Here is a 14,762-nt window from a genome sequence, read left to right on the forward strand (position 1 = left end):
TAAGGATGTCGGATCCCGTGGCAGGCACCGCCGGGGAGCGGGTGACGCACGAGCACGGCGACCGCCTGCTCGCCTCTCTCGCACGGCGCGCCTGGCGGCCGCTGGCGGTGGTCACCGCCGCGACCGCCGCCGCCTCGGCCGCGACACTGGCCATGCCCGCCCTGCTGGCCGCCGCGGTGGACAGGGTGCTCGCGGGCGAGGACGTGCTCGCCGCGGCGGCGCGGCTGGCCCTGGTCCTGGCCGTCATGACGCTCGCCGATCTGGTGTGCCACGTCGCGGGCGCCGCGGCCAACGCCTCGGCGACCTCCAGGCTGCGCCTGCGGTTCACCGGCCACATCCTGCGCCTCGGCGTCGGGGAGGCCCGCCGGTTCCCGACCGGGGAGCTGGCCAACCGGCTCGTGAGCAACACCGCCGGGGCCGGGCAGGTCCCGCTGGCCCTGCTGGACACCGCCGCCGGGCTCGTCACCGCGGCGGGCGGCATCACCGCGCTCTTCCTCATCGACTGGCGCACCGGGCTCGCTTTCGTGGCCGGCCTGCCCGTCGCGCTCGTGATCATCCTCATGTTCGTCTCCCGGATGTCCGGGTTGTACGACCGCTACCAGGAGACGCAGGGCCGGCTGGCGGCGCGGCTCACCGACACCCTGGCGGGCATCCGTACCGTGCGGGCCTCCGGCACCGCCGACCGCGAGATCGCCCGCGTGCTCACCCCGCTGCCCGAACTGTCCGAGACCGGGCACGCCCTGTGGCGGGCCCAGGCCCGTGGCGGGTGGCGGATCGGCCTGGTGCTGCCGCTCATGGAGGTGGCGGTCCTCGCCGTGGCGGGCCTCGGCGTCGTGGCCGGCCGCCTCGAACCCGGGCAGCTGCTGGCCGTGGCCGGGTACGCCACGCTGGGCCTGTCGTTCATCGAACACGTGGACGCGGTGATGAGCGTGGCGCAGGCCCGCTCGGCGGCGCGGCGGGTCTCGCAGGTGCTCGCTCTGCCCACCCAGACCCTCGGTACGCGCCCGGCCCCCGAAGGCCCCGGCACGTTGTCGTTCCGCGGCGTCACCGTCACGCGGGACGGCGCCCGGCTGCTCGACGGGCTCGACCTGGAGCTTCCCGCAGGATCCCTGACCGCCGTCGTCGGGCCGTCCGGCGCGGGAAAGACGACGCTGGCCATGGTGGCGGGCAGGCTGCTGGACCCCGACCGCGGGCAGGTGCTGCTCGACGGCCGGCCCCTGGCCGAGCTCGCCCCCGACGCGCTGCGCGACGTCGTCGCCTACGCCTTCGAACGCCCCGCGCTCCTCGGCGGTGACCTGGCCTCGGCCATCGCCTACGGGCGGCCCGGGGCCAGCCTTGCCGCCGTACAGGAGGCCGCCGCGTCCGCTCGCGTCGACGACGTCATCCGCCGGCTCCCCCAGGGGTACGACACCCCGGCCGCGGGCGCGCCGCTGTCCGGCGGCGAGCTCCAGCGCCTCGGCCTGGCCCGCGCGCTCGTACGGCGCGCCCGGGTGACCGTGCTCGACGACGCCACCTCCAGTCTCGACACCGCGACCGAGGCTCAGGTGACCCGCACCCTCGTGGACGGGATGCGCGGACGCACCCGCCTGGTCGTCGCGCACCGGGCGACGACCGCCGCCCACGCCGACCTGGTCGTCTGGCTCGAGAACGGCCGGATCAGCGCTCAGGGCACACACCGGGAGCTCTGGAACGACCCGTCCTACCGAGCCCTGTTCGCCGCCGATGAAAACAGTGGAAAGGAGGAGGCGTGTCCGGTGCTTCGCTGACCCCGCTCCTGGGGCCGCGCACGCTCAGCGCGCCGCGTCTGCTGCTGGCCCTGCTCCGGCCGCGCAAGCGCCCGCTGGCGGTCGCCCTGGCCCTGTCCGCCGTCGAATCGGCTCCGACGCTGCTGTCCGGGCTGCTCATCGCCGCCGCCATCGACCGCGGGTTCCTGGCGGGGCGGCCGGGGACCGGACTCGCCCTGCTCGGGCTGCTGGCCGCCGTCATGTCGCTCAAGGCGGTGGCCACCCGGTTGACGCTCCCCGTCCTGGCCAAGGTCGTCGAACCGCTGCGCGACGACCTCGTACGGGCCGTCGTCACCGCCACGGTGACCCGCGCGGCCGGCGGCGCCGAACCGCCCGACACCGCCGCCGTCAACCGGCTCACCGCGCAGGTGGAAACGGTGCGGAACCTGGTGTCCGCCCTGCTGCGCAGCAGCCGCCAGCTCGGCATGTCGTTGATCGCCGCGCTGGTGGGGCTGCTGGCCCTCTCTCCGCCGGCGGCCGCCATCGCCGTGGGACCGGTGGTGCTGGCCCTGGCCGTGTTCGCCTGGCTGCTGCGTACGCTGGCGAGCCGGCAACGCGCGCTGATCCTGGCCGACGAGCGGCTCACGGCCGAGGCCACCCCGATCCTGTCCGGACTGCGGGACGTCGCCGCCTGCGGAGCCCACGACCAGGCCCGCGCGACGGTGGACGCCGCGGTCTCCGCGCAGGTGGCGGCCACCATGTCGATGGCCTGGGCGGGCACCGGCCGGCGGCTGGTCGTCACGCTCGGCGTCCACGTCCCGCTGCTCGTCCTGCTGATCGCCGCCCGTCCGCTGGTCGACGGCGGCCACCTGAGCGCGGGAGAGGTCATCGGCGCGGTGACCTACCTGGCCACCGGGCTCGACCCGGCGTTGCGCATGCTCATCAGCACGGTCGGCGGGTGGGGAGTGGCCCTCGCCGTCACGCTGCGCAGGATCGCCGAGTCCGTCACCGTGCCGGCGGGCTCCCCGCGGACCGGGACCGGGCCCGGGCCCGGCCCGCTCGGGCACCGGCTCGACGCCGAACGGCTGACCTTCGGTTACGCGGCCGAGGCGACACCGGTCGTACGCGACCTCGACCTCACGATCCCCGAAGGGGAGCACCTGGCCGTGGTCGGCCCGAGCGGCGCGGGCAAGTCCACCCTGTCGATGTTGCTGACCGGGCTCCTGCCACCGACCGGCGGCCGGATCCTGCTCGGCGGACTCCCGCTCGACGAGACTCCGGAACACCGCCTGCGCACGATGATCGCCCTCGTGCCCCAGGAGGCGTACGTCTTCGCCGGAACCGTCCGCGAGAACCTGGCCTACCTCGGCGCGGACACCGATGCGCGGCTGCGGGCGGCGGCCGCCGCCGTGGGAGCCCTGCCGCTGGTCGAACGGCTCGGCGGGCTCGACGCCGTCATCGAGGAGCCCTCCTCGCTCTCCGCCGGGGAGAAGCAGCTCATCGCCCTGGCCCGCGTGCACGCCTCGCCCGCGCGGACCGTCGTGCTGGACGAGGCCACCTGCCACCTCGACCCGGCCGCCGAGCAGCGCGCCGAGGAGGCGTTCGCCGGACGCGACGGCACGCTCGTCGTCATCGCGCATCGCATCAGCTCCGCCATGAGAGCGCGGCGCGTCCTGCTGATGGACGGCGGCACCACGACCGCCGGAACGCATCAGGAACTGCTCACCCAATCCCCCCTGTACGCCGACCTGGTCGGCCACTGGCGCACGAACGAGAAAAGGACCATGCCATGAGCATCCCGAACGGGCCCAGCGACATCGTCTGGGACGTCACCTACGCCTGCCCGCTGCGATGCGTGCACTGCTACTCCGAGTCCGGCAGGCGGCCGGCCCGGCAGCTGGACCACGACGAGATGCTCAAGGTCGCCGACGCGATCGTCTCCTTCGGCCCGCGGGCGGTGGAGTTCGCCGGCGGCGAGCCGCTGCTGGTCAGAGGCATCACCGAAGTCGCCGGGCGGCTCCGCGAAGCGGGGGTGGGCGTCAACGTCTACACCGGCGGATGGACGCTCGACCGCCGCTCGGCCGAGGAGGTGACCCGGGTCTTCTCCCGGATCACCGTGAGCGTCGACGGGGCCGACGCCGAGGTGCACGATCGGATCCGCGGGCGGGCCGGTTCGTTCGAGCGGGCGATGAACGCGCTGACCCTGCTGAACGACCTCTCGGAGGAGCGGGTGGCGAACGGCCTCGACCCGGTCGAGTTCGGGGTCGACTACGCGGTCCTGCGGTCCAACCTCCACCAGCTGGAGGAGTTCTGCCGCACGGTCGCCCCTCGCTTCCCGTACCTGCGCTTCCTCACCTTCGCCGCCGCGGTGCCGTCCGGGCTCGCGAGCCGGCAGGGGTTCGCCGATCACGAGCTGCTGAGCTTCGACCAGCTGCGCACGCTGGTGAGCGGCGAGCACGTCGAACGCCTGCGCTCCCTCGCACCCCGCCAGGTGCAGGTGGCGACGTCGGACAACATGGTCCTGATGATGCATCCGAACGCCCTGCGCCGCTACGGTTTCCCGCTGCTGCAGGTGGAGCCGGACGGCGAGGTGCGCGCGATGCCGATCTACGAGGGCACCGTCGGCAGCCTCCTCACCGAGGACGCCGGCACGCTGTGGCAGCGCGCGGTGGAAAGGTGGAGCGACCCCGTGGTGGTGGAGGCCCTGTCGGCGGTTCGGTCGATGGACGACTGGGCCGAGGCGACCCGGCGCATCGACTACCACTTCGGCACCGACGAGGTCCGCCGCCGCATCGACCGCCGCCCGTCGCTGGTCCCGGCACCGGCAGGGAGGTGACAGGCGTCAGGCCACGGGGTGCGGTGCGGTGCGGGGCCGGGCGGCCAGCAGGTGGTCGATGAGCGCGAGCAGCACGTCGCGGGCCGCCGTCCGGTCGCGGGCGTCGCAGAGCACCAGCGGCACCTGCGGGTCGAGGTCGAGCGCCTTGCGGATCTCCTCGGGCGTCCGGTCCTTGACGCCGTGGAAGCAGTTGACGCCGACGACGAAGGGGATGCCGCGGCTCTCGAAGAAGTCGATCGACGCGAAGCTCACGTCCAGCCGCCGGGTGTCGACCAGGACGACCGCGCCCATCGCCCCGTGCACCAGGTCGTTCCACATGAACCAGAAGCGTTCCTGCCCGGGGGTGCCGAACAGGTAGAGCACCAGCTCGCGGTTGATGGTGATGCGCCCGAAGTCCAGCGCGACGGTGGTGGTGGACTTGCCGCTCACGCCGTCCAGATCGTCGACGCCGACGCTGGCGTGGGTGAGGTACTCCTCCGTACGCAGTGGGGCGACCTCGCTCACCGCGCCGACCATGGTCGTCTTCCCGACGCCGAACCCGCCGGCGATCAGGATCTTCACCGCCAGGGGAGCGTCGTCCCCTTGGTCAGAGCTTGCGTAAGCCATCCCTCACCGCCTCAAGAATTGTCACATCGGGAAGACCGCCGCCCGCCTGGGCGAAGGCCAGCGGTGGCCGGGCCCGCATCTGACCGTTCTCGATCAGGTCGCCAATGAGGATCTTGGTCACTGACACCGGGAGGTTCAGCGCCGAGGCGACTTCGGCCACCGCCAGCGGCCGCTCGCACAAGGCGAAGATGGTGCGGTGCTCCGGCTGCATTCGCCGCAGCCCGCGTCCGGTCTGCGAGGAGACGCCGGAGAGCGAGGTCACCAGCGTGATCAGCGTGAGGTCGTCCCGTTCTGGGGCGGTCCGTCCGCCGGTGATCGTGTAGGGGCGGACAAGGGACTCGTCGGCGTCATCGTCGTCGAACCCCTCGGTCCAGTGCTTCATCCGCGTCTCCCCGCGTCATCGGCCTGCGGGGTACGCGCGTCGGTGCCCAGCTTCTGGCCGACCTGCTGGACGAGGGTGTGCATCGCGACGCTCATCAGCTCGGCGTCCACCTCCTGGGAGGCGACCACGGCCAGATGGGTGCCGCGGCCGGCGGTCGTGATGAACAGCCACAGCTCGGCCATCTCGATGATGACCTGCTGCACCGGTCCGCCGCTGAAGAGCTGCCCCACGCCGCGAGCCAGGCTCTGCTGGCCGGTGGCGATCGCGGCGAGGCGTTCTGCGTCCGAGCGCTCGATGGTCCGGGACCGGCTGATCACCAGGCCGTCGTCGGACAGCACGATGGCGTGCCGGGTGCCCGCGACCTGATCGACCAGACCGTCCAGAAGCCAGTCCAGGTCTGCGTTGGTGGCGGTGGTTCGCTGCGTCATCATCGATCTTCCGTCGTGGGTGAGCCGGGCGCGGGGGGTCCGTCCGGCCGGGGCTGGAAGGCGTCATCACCGGTCCGGCGCCTGCGAGACTGCCTCTGGAACGCGCCGATTGTCGCACTGGATCGGCCGGGCTGCTCGCGTGGGGCCCAGGCCTCCTGCTCGGTCTGTTCGTCCCCGTTCGCCGGGACCTTGAGCTCGGTGACCAGGCTGGCCTGGCGCACCCGCTGGGGCAGCGGCCGGCGGGCGGACGGTGGGAGCGCGTCGTCCGGGATTCCGGTGGGCGCTGTCACGTACGCCATCGCGCGTCCCCTGGAGCGGGTCGGCAACTGCCCGTCCGCCGGTTCCTCCTGCGGGCGAGGCTCCGGACGGGCCGCCTCCGGGGCCGGGGCGGTCTCCTCGGGCACCGCCCGCGGACGGTCCACCACCAGCGCTTCCGGGAGCAGCACGATGACCCGGGTGCCGCCGAAGGCCGACGACCGCAGCTCCACCTGGAGGCCCAGGCTCGCGGCGAGCCGGGCGACCACGTACAGGCCGAGCCGGACGTCGTCGGCGTGGGTCATCACGTCGAGCTGCGGCGGCGACTTCATCAGGGCGTTGGCGGCGGCGTACTGCTCGGCCTCCATGCCCAGGCCGCGGTCCTCGATCTCCACGGCGACGCCCCGGCTGACCGGTGCGGCCCGCACCTCGACGGGGGTCATCGGCTTGGAGAAGGTGGTGGCGTTCTCCATGAGCTCCGCCAGGACGTGGACGAGCGGTCCCACCGCGCGCTCGCTCACCCAGGACTCGCCCTCGACGTCGATCGAGATCCGCCGGTAGTCCTGGACCTCGCCCTGCGCGGCGCGCAGCACGTCGAGCAGGTGCACCGGCTTGCGCCAGCGGCGCTGCGGCTGCCCGCCGCCGAGGATCACCAGGTTCTCCTCGTAGCGGCGCAGCCGGGCGGTGAGGTGGTCCAGGTCGAACAGGCCCTCCAGCACCTCGGGGTCCTCGTGCTTGCGTTCCAGCTCGTCGAGCTTCTTCAGCTGCAGGCCGATGAGGATCTGGGTACGGCGGGCGATGCGCTGGAGCATGCGCTGGAAGCCGCGGTGCTGTTCGGCCTGCCGCACGGCGGTGAAGACCGCGCTGCGGCTGGCCAGGTTGAGGGCATGCCCCAGCTCGCCGAGCTCGTCGGGGGTGGGCTTGAGCATGTGGATTTCCGCGTCCACGTCGACGTCCTCGCCGCGCTCCAGCCGGGCGACCACCTTGGGCAGCCGCTCCTGGAGCTCCTGGGCGTCCTCGCGGAGGTGGAGGATGCGCCGGCGAAGAATGGAGGTGAGACGCCAGCTGGTGAAGATCACCAGGCCCAGGGCGAGCAGGCCCACGCTGGTGACGCTGATGAAGATGACGAAGAGCATGCCGGCGTGGTCGTAGCCGACCTTGCTGACGTCGGCGAGCCGGAGCCGCAGGAGCTGCGTCACCTGCTCGGTGACCGTGTCCACCGAGGAGCGCCACTCGGTGCTGTCCCCGCGCAGGGTCACCTGGTTGCCGCCCGAGGGGGTCAGCCGCTCCTCCAGCGCGGTCATGGCCGTCCACGCCTTGCCGGTGATCAGCGTCTCGTACCGCTTCTCGTCGCCGATGAGGCTCGGGATCACCTGGGAGCGCATGAGGTGCTTCCTGGTGCCGGCAGCGTCGGTGACGAGGCCGTACTCGTCCCTCGTCAGGTGCCCCGACTTCCAGCCGCGGGCCAGGACGGCGTCCTCGTGGCCGATCAGGTTGACGACCCAGAACAGGTCGACCAGGGTCTGCGCGCTGCTGTTCACCTCGCCCTCGTCGGTGTGGCTGAGGACGGTCAGCACGCGCAGGTCCGACTCGATGACCCCGCTGTAGTAGTCGAACGCCTTCTGCGGGCTGGCCCAACCGGCGTCCACCGCCCGGCGCTGCTCGTCGAGGAGGTTGAGGCTGCGGTCGGTACGGGAGATGGCGTCGCCGAGCCCCTCCGGCCCCTTGGCGGTGTCCAGGGCCGTCAGGGGACGGAAGGCGCTCATGGCCTGGTCGGTCACCGCGCGCTGCTTGGCGAGCTTGCCCGCCGCGGCGCCACCGGGGTCGGCCTGCGTCTCCGCGGTGAGCAGCCGTTCCTTGTCGAGGCTGAAGAACAGGTCGGACGCGGGAGCGCCGACGGTCTTGGTGGCCAGATCCATCTGGGCCTTCTCGGCCCGCCACTGGGAGGACAGCTGGAACATGCCCGAGGCCAGCAGCGGGGTGAAGGTCAGGCTCGGCACGAACACGATGATGAGCAGCACCGTACGCAGGGGCAGCCGGCGGGCACCGGCCAGCCGTCGCGGCTGGGACGACGCGCTCCCGTCGCCCACGGTCTCCGTCCGCCGTCGCCCGGCCCTGCCCCATCCAGCCACGTGGAGGACACTCTCCTCACCAATCGGTGACAATCACCCAACTAGGCGATTGGTGCCTGATAGTAGCCATACGGCAGTTGAGTCGAAAGCCCCGCTTTCCCGGGCTTTGCCGCCCCCGGCGTGGGCCGGGGGCGGCGGCGGGTTCACCTGTAGCCGGCGGCGACGATGTTGGCCTGCACCGCGTTCTCGGTGGCGTCCGTCGGATAGCCGGAGGTCATCACGCCCTCGTAGAAGGTGCCGGCGGAGCCGTGGCTGTTGTCGCCGCCGATGCCGAGGATGATGGCCCCTTCCTTCTTCATCGGGTTGTAGCCCGCGACGTTGGGACGTGCCCCGTTGTAGTAGGTGGACAGGTTGCCCGACTGCGCGTTGCCGGCCCGGATCGACCAGTGGTTCGGCTCGCCTTTCACGATGGCGGTCAGGTAGCGGTGGTTGACGGTCGGGTCGTTGGCGTTGTAGCCCGGGTTCACCCCGGAGAACAGGCCGTTCTCCAGGTCGGCCATGACCCAGGGGCCGTTGCCCGTGCCGTAGCCCCAGACCTTGATGTTGCCGAAGTAGATGGCCTCCATGGTGCCGTTGCCGTTGTCGCGGCTGTTGGTCTCGGCGTTGCCGTAGTCGAAGCAGCAGCCGCCGTTGTAGTGCGTGCCGTCGAAGATGGCGTACATGCCTTCCGGCTGGTCTCCCCTGGCCACGCCGTTGGTGTTGTTGTTGCGGTAGCCGGTGCCGGGGGCCACGTAGACGCCGTACGCCTTGTGGCCGTTGACCGTGGTCGGCGCCGCGGTCGCGTTCGCGAGGTTGTCGTATCCGCCCGGGGCCGGGCCGGGGAAGCCGCCGGGAGGCGCCTGGGTGAGGTGGTTACCGCGGCCGGACTGGTCGTAGATGACGGTGATGAGGCAGGTCGTGCCGGCGCAGAACGAATCCTGCGTGGCGGCGTTGGCGTATCCGCCCGCGCTCAGGACGCCGATGTTCTGAGTGGCGTTGTCCGAAGAGCGCCGTACCTGGTAGAGCGAGCCGTTGTAGGAGGCGTACAGGGCGCGGGTCGTGCTGTGCGCCGCCACGCACGGTGTGCCGCCCGCGGCGTAGATGTCGCACGGCTGGTTCGACGACGGCGGCGGCGTGACGGTGGGGGTGGGAGTGGGGGTGGAGACGCCGCCGGTGCAGGTGACGCCGTTCAGGGCGAAGCTCGACGGCACCGGGTTGGAGCCGCTGTACGCCCCGTTGAACCCGAAGCCGGTGCTGCCGCCGCTGGGGATGCCGGCGTTGTAGCTGACGTTGGACACCGTGACCTGGGAGCCGGACTGGGTGTAGGTGCCGTTCCACAGCTGGGTGATGGTCTGACCGGCGGGGAACGCCCAGGTCAGCTTCCAGCCGTTGATCGGGTCACCCAGATTGTTAACGCTAACATTTGCGCCGAAGCCGCCGGGCCACTGGTTGGTCACCGTGTAGGTGACCTGGCAACCGGCTGCGACGGCCGACGCGACGTGCGTTCCGGCCAAACCAACACCGGCCGTCAACAGCGCGGCGACGGCCGCGGCCGACAGTTTCCACCGTCGGCGGAAAGAGCTGACATGTCGCACTGGTGTTTTCCCATTCTCCGAGAGGTGGTCGAGCCGACGGTCCTCGGCGGGGAGCGATTAGTCAATGAGCCCGGTCCCCCTCGATTCCGGATCCCCGCTGACCTGGGGCTCGGTAACTCGGGGAACCGGTCGGAGGGGAAACTTTCATCCGTTTCTTCGGCAACGATCGGTAGATCGCTCGGGGCTGCTGTGGCGGATGCGCTCAAACACAAAAATCGTGATTACATATGACGCTTGGGCTTTGACGTGCTATTTGCGATTAACGAGGTAACTGAGAATATCTGTATGGGTATGTCCGGTTCCATCTGAGTGTCCGCTGAAACGGCGGATGCCAGGTTCCGGACCGATCTATCCATGAACGGAAACGAGACACGTGAACACCAACAGTCGGCGGACGCAAGGGCGGCTCGCAGCACTAGCTATCACCGGCGCGGTCGCCGGTGTCATGCTCCTTCCACTGGGCCAGGGGGTGGCCTCCGCGAGCGCGGCCGGCGGCCCGCCGGCACCGCGTAAGGTGACCCGCGTGGTGCAGCAGGCCGCGCCGAGGGTCGTCAGCCACGAGAAGCCCGTCTTCATTCCTCGGTTCATCCGGCAGGGGCGCGAGCGCGTCTTCGTCGACGTGGAGAACCGCAACCGCAACCTCAACAGGCACGAGCGCCGGCGCGAGCACCGCCACCACGAGCACCAGGACAATCACAAGAACGATGGCACCTGGACCGACAACTCCGCCACCGAGACCCCGGAGTGGTCGGAAGACACCTCGGCGGAGTGAGGGGTCCTTCCGCTGAGACCGCGGCCGGCGCCAGGTGAGAATCGTTCGCGCCTGCTCGGTGACGGTGGACGATATCGGCGTCGAGGAACAATGGAGCGGTTTATTCCATTGTTCCCGACGCCGAACTCGGCGTTAGGCTTCGGTCGTATGGATGTGATCTCTCCTCCCAAGCTGAACGCAGGCGACGTCGTACGAGTGGTGGCCCCGGCCATGTCCCGCGCGATGGTCATGGAGCACGACCACACCGACCTCATCAGGTCCCGGTTCGCCGAGTTCGGCCTGACGCTCTCCTACGGCGCCCATGTCGATGAGCGGGACGCGTTCGACTCGTCCAGCGTCGCCTCGCGGGTCGCCGATCTGCACGAGGCCTTCGCGGACCCGTCGGTGGCGGCGATCCTGACGGTCATCGGCGGCTACAACTGCAACGAACTCCTGCCGTACCTGGACTGGGAGCTGATCCGCGCCAACCCGAAGATCTTGTGCGGCTACTCCGACATCACCGCCCTGCAGAACGCCATCCTCGCCCGCACCGGGCTGGTCACCTACTCCGGTCCGCACTGGTCGACGTTCGGGATGCGGGATCACTTCGAGGAGACGCTGCGCTGGTTCACCTCGGTCATGTTCGACACCGCTCCGGTCGCGCTGACCCCGGCGGTGCGGTGGACCGACGATCTCTGGTTCCTCGACCAGGACAAGCGCGAACCGATCCCCAACGAGGGATGGTGGCCGCTGCGGCCCGGCACCGCCGAGGGACGCATCGTCGGCGGCAATCTGTGCACACTGAACCTGCTGGCGGGCACCCCGTACATGCCATCCCTCGACGGCGCGATCCTGATCGTCGAGGACGACTTCGAGTCGCACCCGGCGAAGTTCGCCCGTGACCTGACCTCACTGCTGCAGCTTCCCGACGCCCCGAAGATCCGAGGACTGGCTGTCGGACGGTTCCAGCAGGCCAGCCGCATGTCCCGGCCGCTGCTGGAACAGATCATCGCCACCCAACCGGTGCTGAGCCGCGTCCCCGTCCTGGCCAACATCGACGTCGGCCACACCAACCCCCTGGCCACCTTCCCGGTCGGCGGCCAGGCCCGGCTCGCCGTCACCGACACCGAGTCGGACCTGACGCTGCTCCGCCACTGACGCCCGGATCAATGTGCGGGGCGGAGGGCGAAGACGGCCAGCGCGGCGGCGATCAGGAAACCGAGGCCGCCGACGGCGACGTCGGCGTGCAGGCCCGCCACGAGACCGCCGCCCGCGACCAGCGTGCCGACCAGCGCCACCCCGATCGCGCTGCCGGTCTGACGGGCGGCGTTGAACACCGCGGAGGCCGCCCCGCCGAGCTCGGGCGGCGCCGCCTCCATGATCGCCGCGGTGGCGGCCGGCATCGTGAAACCGGTCCCGAAGCCGGTGAGCATCAGCGGTACGACCAGCGCCCAGTAGCTCGTGCCGGCGTCGGCCGGCAGCCAGCTCAGCAGCCCGATGCCGCCGATGACCAGCCCGTACGCCATCGGCGGGCGCGGCCCGGTGCGCGCGGCGACCCAGCCGCTCAGCGGCGAGGCGATCGGCGGCATCAGGGCCATCGGCAGCATCGCCAGCCCGGTCGCCATCGCGTCGAGGTGGCGTACCTGCTGGAAGTACAGCGGCACGACGAACAGCAGGCCGTAGAAGCCGAGGTTGAGCAGCACGCCGATGGCGGCCGAGGCGGAGAAGCGGCGGCTCGCGAACAGCTCCAGCGGCAGCATCGGCGCGCTCGCCCGGCGTTCGAGCAGCAGGAACGCCGGCAGCGCGAGCACGAACAGAGCAAGCCCGCCCAGCACCACCGGCGAGGTCCAGCCGCTCGCGCCGGCCTCGATCAACGCCGCGGTCAGCCCGGCCAGGCACAACGCCCCGGCCACCTGCGCCGGCACGTCCAGCCCCCTGCGCCCCATGCCCCGCCCTGCCCGGCCGGGGACGTGCCGTACGGTGAGCAGGACGCCGAGCAGGCCGAACGGGATGTTCACGAAGAACACCGCCCGCCAGCCGATCGCGGACACCAGCACGCCGCCGAGCACCGGCCCCGTGCAGGCGGCGATCCCCGCGACCATGCCCCACACGCCGAACGCCCGCGCCCGCGCCTCCCGCTCCGGGTACGCGTCACGCAGCAGCGCCAGCGAGGCCGGCACCATGGCCGCGGCACCGGCGCCCTGCACCAGCCGGGCCCCGATCAGCGCACCGGCCGACGTCGCCAGCCCGCACCAGGCCGAGGCCACGGTGAACACCGCCAGCCCGGCCAGGAAAACCGGCTTCCCGCCGAGCCGGTCGTTGAGCCCGCCACAGAACAGCAGCAGCCCGGCGAACGCCAGCGTGTAGCCGTCGACGACCCACTGCAGCTCGGTCAGCCCGGCGGGCAACCTGGCGCCGATCACCGGGATCGCCACGGTGACCACGGTGACGTCCAGGATGACCAGGAAATATCCGAGACAGAGCGCGATCAGCGGTGACCAGCCCGCGGTCCGCGAGAGGGACGCGGTCGGCTCTCTCGTTGTAGGGGTCATGCCTTCAGTCTGGAACGGAACTACTACGGTGAACGCCGAACTGTCGTCGTCCTAGACTGGCCCCATGTGGAAGACCGCCACGGAGGCCGACATCGCGCACGTCGCGGCGGCCATCGGCGATCCGACCCGGACCAAGGTGCTGCGCGCCCTCGCCGACGGCGGCGTGCTGCCCGCCAGCGCGCTGGCCGCCGAGGCCGGGGTGAGCATGTCCACGATCAGCGGCCACCTGACCAAGCTGCGCGAGGCCAAGCTGCTCACCGTCGAGCACGACGGCCGGCACCGCTATTACCGCCTGGCCAGCACCGACGTGGCGCGGGCGCTGGAGGAGCTGGCCAGGATCGCCCGGCCGCTGCCGGTCACGTCGCTGCGGGAGGACGTCCGCAACCAGGCGCTGCTGCGCGCCCGGCTCTGCTACGACCACCTCGCCGGGCGGCTCGGGGTGGTGCTGCTGGCCGCGCTGGTGGACGGCGGCGTGCTCGCCACCGCCGCGAACGGCTACCGGATCACCCCGGCGGGCCTCGGCAGGCTGGGGGAGTTCGGGATCGACGTCGAGGAGTTCTCCCGGCGGCGACCGGCGATCCGCTACTGCGTCGACTGGGGCGAGGGCCGCCACCATCTTGCGGGCGCGCTCGGCGCGGCCATCGCGACCCGGTTGTTCGCGCTGGACTGGCTGCGCCGCGGCCGGGCCCGCCGGGTCGTCCAGCTCACCGACGCGGGCCGCACCGGCCTGCACGAGACCTTCGGCGTCCCTCTCGACTGGGACACCCCGCAAGCCGCACCTCGCTGATCCGGGCCGGTCGGGGTGCCGAGGATCGGGTGCGTACGACGGCGCCGGTCAGGGGTCTAGAGTCATCCACCGTGACCGAAACCCCCTCCTATCTGACCACGACGGCGGAGGCCTACGACGCCGTCGCCGTCCTGTACGCCGAGCTTTTCCATGATGCGCTCGACCGCCAACCCCTGGACCGCGCGGCGCTCGCCCCGTTCGCGGAGCTCGTGCGAACCGGCGGTGCCGGGACCTCGGTCGCCGAGGTCGGATGCGGCCCCGGGCACATGACGGCGCACCTCCGGGACTTGGGGCTGGACGCCTTCGGCATCGACCTGTCCCCAGTGATGATCAACCTTGCCCGTGAGGCCCACCCTGACCTGCGTTTCGAGGTTGGTTCGATGGACGCCCTCGACCTGGCTGACGGGGAGCTGGGCGGCATCCTGTCCTGGTATTCCGTCATCCACACTCCGCCGCAGGAGCTGCCGCCGTACTTCGCCGAGTTCCACCGGGTGCTGGCCCCGGGCGGCCACCTCCTGCTCGGCTTCTTCGAGTCCGACGGCGGGCCGCTGGTGTCGTTCGATCACAAGGTCACGCTCGCCTACCGCTGGCCGATCGACGACCTCGCCGAATTGGCGCGCGCGGCAGGGTTCGTCGAAGTGGGACGAATGCTGCGTGAGCCCCAAGAAGGCGAGCGGTTCCGCCAAGGCCGTCTGCTGATGCGTAGGCAGTAGTTCCGACAGACGGATGAAGGCC

General features: G+C 71.3%; 13 protein-coding genes. 7 read left to right on the top strand and 6 right to left on the bottom strand.

Going from position 1 to position 14,762, the window contains the following annotated elements; genetic code table 11:
* Positions 1-5: 5 nt before the first annotated feature.
* Genes ACWEPL_RS48415 through ACWEPL_RS48425 form a run of 3 tightly spaced genes read left to right on the top strand, consistent with a single transcriptional unit; the run spans position 6 to position 4,560 of the window.
* A complete protein-coding gene (locus ACWEPL_RS48415; protein WP_452440262.1) occupies positions 6-1,766 on the top strand; it encodes an ABC transporter ATP-binding protein in 1,761 nt (586 codons plus the stop codon).
* Positions 1,748-3,517 (top strand): ABC transporter ATP-binding protein, encoded by a 1,770-nt coding sequence (locus tag ACWEPL_RS48420; protein ID WP_452440263.1) that lies wholly within the window; start codon positions 1,748-1,750, stop codon positions 3,515-3,517. Before ACWEPL_RS48415 ends, ACWEPL_RS48420 begins: the two co-directional genes overlap by 19 nt.
* A complete protein-coding gene (locus tag ACWEPL_RS48425; protein ID WP_452440265.1) occupies positions 3,514-4,560 on the top strand; it encodes a radical SAM protein in 1,047 nt (348 codons plus the stop codon). The genes ACWEPL_RS48420 and ACWEPL_RS48425 overlap by 4 nt, the downstream gene beginning before the upstream one ends.
* A 6-nt stretch (positions 4,561-4,566) precedes the next feature.
* Here ACWEPL_RS48425 and ACWEPL_RS48430 read toward each other — a convergent pair whose 3' ends face one another.
* The 5 genes from ACWEPL_RS48430 to ACWEPL_RS48450 form a co-directional block, all read right to left on the bottom strand.
* Positions 4,567-5,166, bottom strand: coding sequence for a GTP-binding protein (locus ACWEPL_RS48430; protein ID WP_350742709.1), 600 nt, complete (start codon positions 5,164-5,166; stop codon positions 4,567-4,569).
* Positions 5,147-5,548 (bottom strand): DUF742 domain-containing protein, encoded by a 402-nt coding sequence (locus tag ACWEPL_RS48435; RefSeq protein WP_363978570.1) that lies wholly within the window; start codon positions 5,546-5,548, stop codon positions 5,147-5,149. Before ACWEPL_RS48435 ends, ACWEPL_RS48430 begins: the two co-directional genes overlap by 20 nt.
* Positions 5,545-5,979: a roadblock/LC7 domain-containing protein gene (locus ACWEPL_RS48440; RefSeq protein ID WP_397375473.1), complete on the bottom strand. Its 435-nt coding sequence runs from the start codon at positions 5,977-5,979 to the stop codon at positions 5,545-5,547. Before ACWEPL_RS48440 ends, ACWEPL_RS48435 begins: the two co-directional genes overlap by 4 nt.
* Positions 5,976-8,363 carry a nitrate- and nitrite sensing domain-containing protein gene (locus ACWEPL_RS48445; RefSeq protein ID WP_452440267.1) on the bottom strand — a complete coding sequence of 796 codons (2,388 nt, stop codon included), beginning with the start codon at positions 8,361-8,363 and terminating at the stop codon, positions 5,976-5,978. Before ACWEPL_RS48445 ends, ACWEPL_RS48440 begins: the two co-directional genes overlap by 4 nt.
* Before the next feature lie 143 nt (positions 8,364-8,506).
* Entirely contained in the window at positions 8,507-9,856 is a 1,350-nt protein-coding gene (locus ACWEPL_RS48450) for an arabinofuranosidase catalytic domain-containing protein (RefSeq protein ID WP_452440268.1), read from the bottom strand.
* Positions 9,857-10,382: 526 nt separating this feature from the next.
* Here ACWEPL_RS48450 and ACWEPL_RS48455 point away from each other — a divergent pair.
* On the top strand, positions 10,383-10,709 hold the full coding sequence (locus ACWEPL_RS48455; protein ID WP_452440269.1) for a hypothetical protein: 327 nt from the start codon (positions 10,383-10,385) through the stop codon (positions 10,707-10,709).
* A 147-nt stretch (positions 10,710-10,856) separates the two neighbouring features.
* On the top strand, positions 10,857-11,846 hold the full coding sequence (locus ACWEPL_RS48460) for a S66 family peptidase (protein WP_452440270.1): 990 nt from the start codon (positions 10,857-10,859) through the stop codon (positions 11,844-11,846).
* 8 nt (positions 11,847-11,854) lie between these two features.
* Here ACWEPL_RS48460 and ACWEPL_RS48465 read toward each other — a convergent pair whose 3' ends face one another.
* On the bottom strand, positions 11,855-13,240 hold the full coding sequence (locus ACWEPL_RS48465) for an MFS transporter (protein WP_452440272.1): 1,386 nt from the start codon (positions 13,238-13,240) through the stop codon (positions 11,855-11,857).
* Between the two features lie 64 nt (positions 13,241-13,304).
* Between ACWEPL_RS48465 and ACWEPL_RS48470 the strand changes: the two genes are divergently transcribed.
* Positions 13,305-14,027, top strand: coding sequence for an ArsR/SmtB family transcription factor (locus ACWEPL_RS48470; protein ID WP_452440273.1), 723 nt, complete (start codon positions 13,305-13,307; stop codon positions 14,025-14,027).
* 71 nt (positions 14,028-14,098) lie between these two features.
* Positions 14,099-14,740 carry a class I SAM-dependent methyltransferase gene (locus ACWEPL_RS48475; RefSeq protein ID WP_452440274.1) on the top strand — a complete coding sequence of 214 codons (642 nt, stop codon included), beginning with the start codon at positions 14,099-14,101 and terminating at the stop codon, positions 14,738-14,740.
* Positions 14,741-14,762 lie beyond the last annotated feature (22 nt).

The sequence above is a fragment of the Nonomuraea sp. NPDC004186 genome (genome assembly GCF_053603495.1).

Excerpts from the sequence above, each read along its gene's own strand:
- ACWEPL_RS48425 (WP_452440265.1), top strand. The coding sequence starts at position 3,514 with ATGAGCATCCCGAACGGGCCCAGCGACATCGTCTGGGACGTCACCTAC.
- ACWEPL_RS48460 (WP_452440270.1), top strand. The coding sequence starts at position 10,857 with ATGGATGTGATCTCTCCTCCCAAGCTGAACGCAGGCGACGTCGTACGA.
- ACWEPL_RS48465 (WP_452440272.1), bottom strand. The coding sequence starts at position 13,240 with ATGACCCCTACAACGAGAGAGCCGACCGCGTCCCTCTCGCGGACCGCG.
- ACWEPL_RS48470 (WP_452440273.1), top strand. The coding sequence starts at position 13,305 with ATGTGGAAGACCGCCACGGAGGCCGACATCGCGCACGTCGCGGCGGCC.
- ACWEPL_RS48440 (WP_397375473.1), bottom strand. The coding sequence starts at position 5,979 with ATGATGACGCAGCGAACCACCGCCACCAACGCAGACCTGGACTGGCTT.
- ACWEPL_RS48435 (WP_363978570.1), bottom strand. The coding sequence starts at position 5,548 with ATGAAGCACTGGACCGAGGGGTTCGACGACGATGACGCCGACGAGTCC.
- ACWEPL_RS48430 (WP_350742709.1), bottom strand. The coding sequence starts at position 5,166 with ATGGCTTACGCAAGCTCTGACCAAGGGGACGACGCTCCCCTGGCGGTG.
- ACWEPL_RS48455 (WP_452440269.1), top strand. The coding sequence starts at position 10,383 with ATGCTCCTTCCACTGGGCCAGGGGGTGGCCTCCGCGAGCGCGGCCGGC.
- ACWEPL_RS48415 (WP_452440262.1), top strand. The coding sequence starts at position 6 with ATGTCGGATCCCGTGGCAGGCACCGCCGGGGAGCGGGTGACGCACGAG.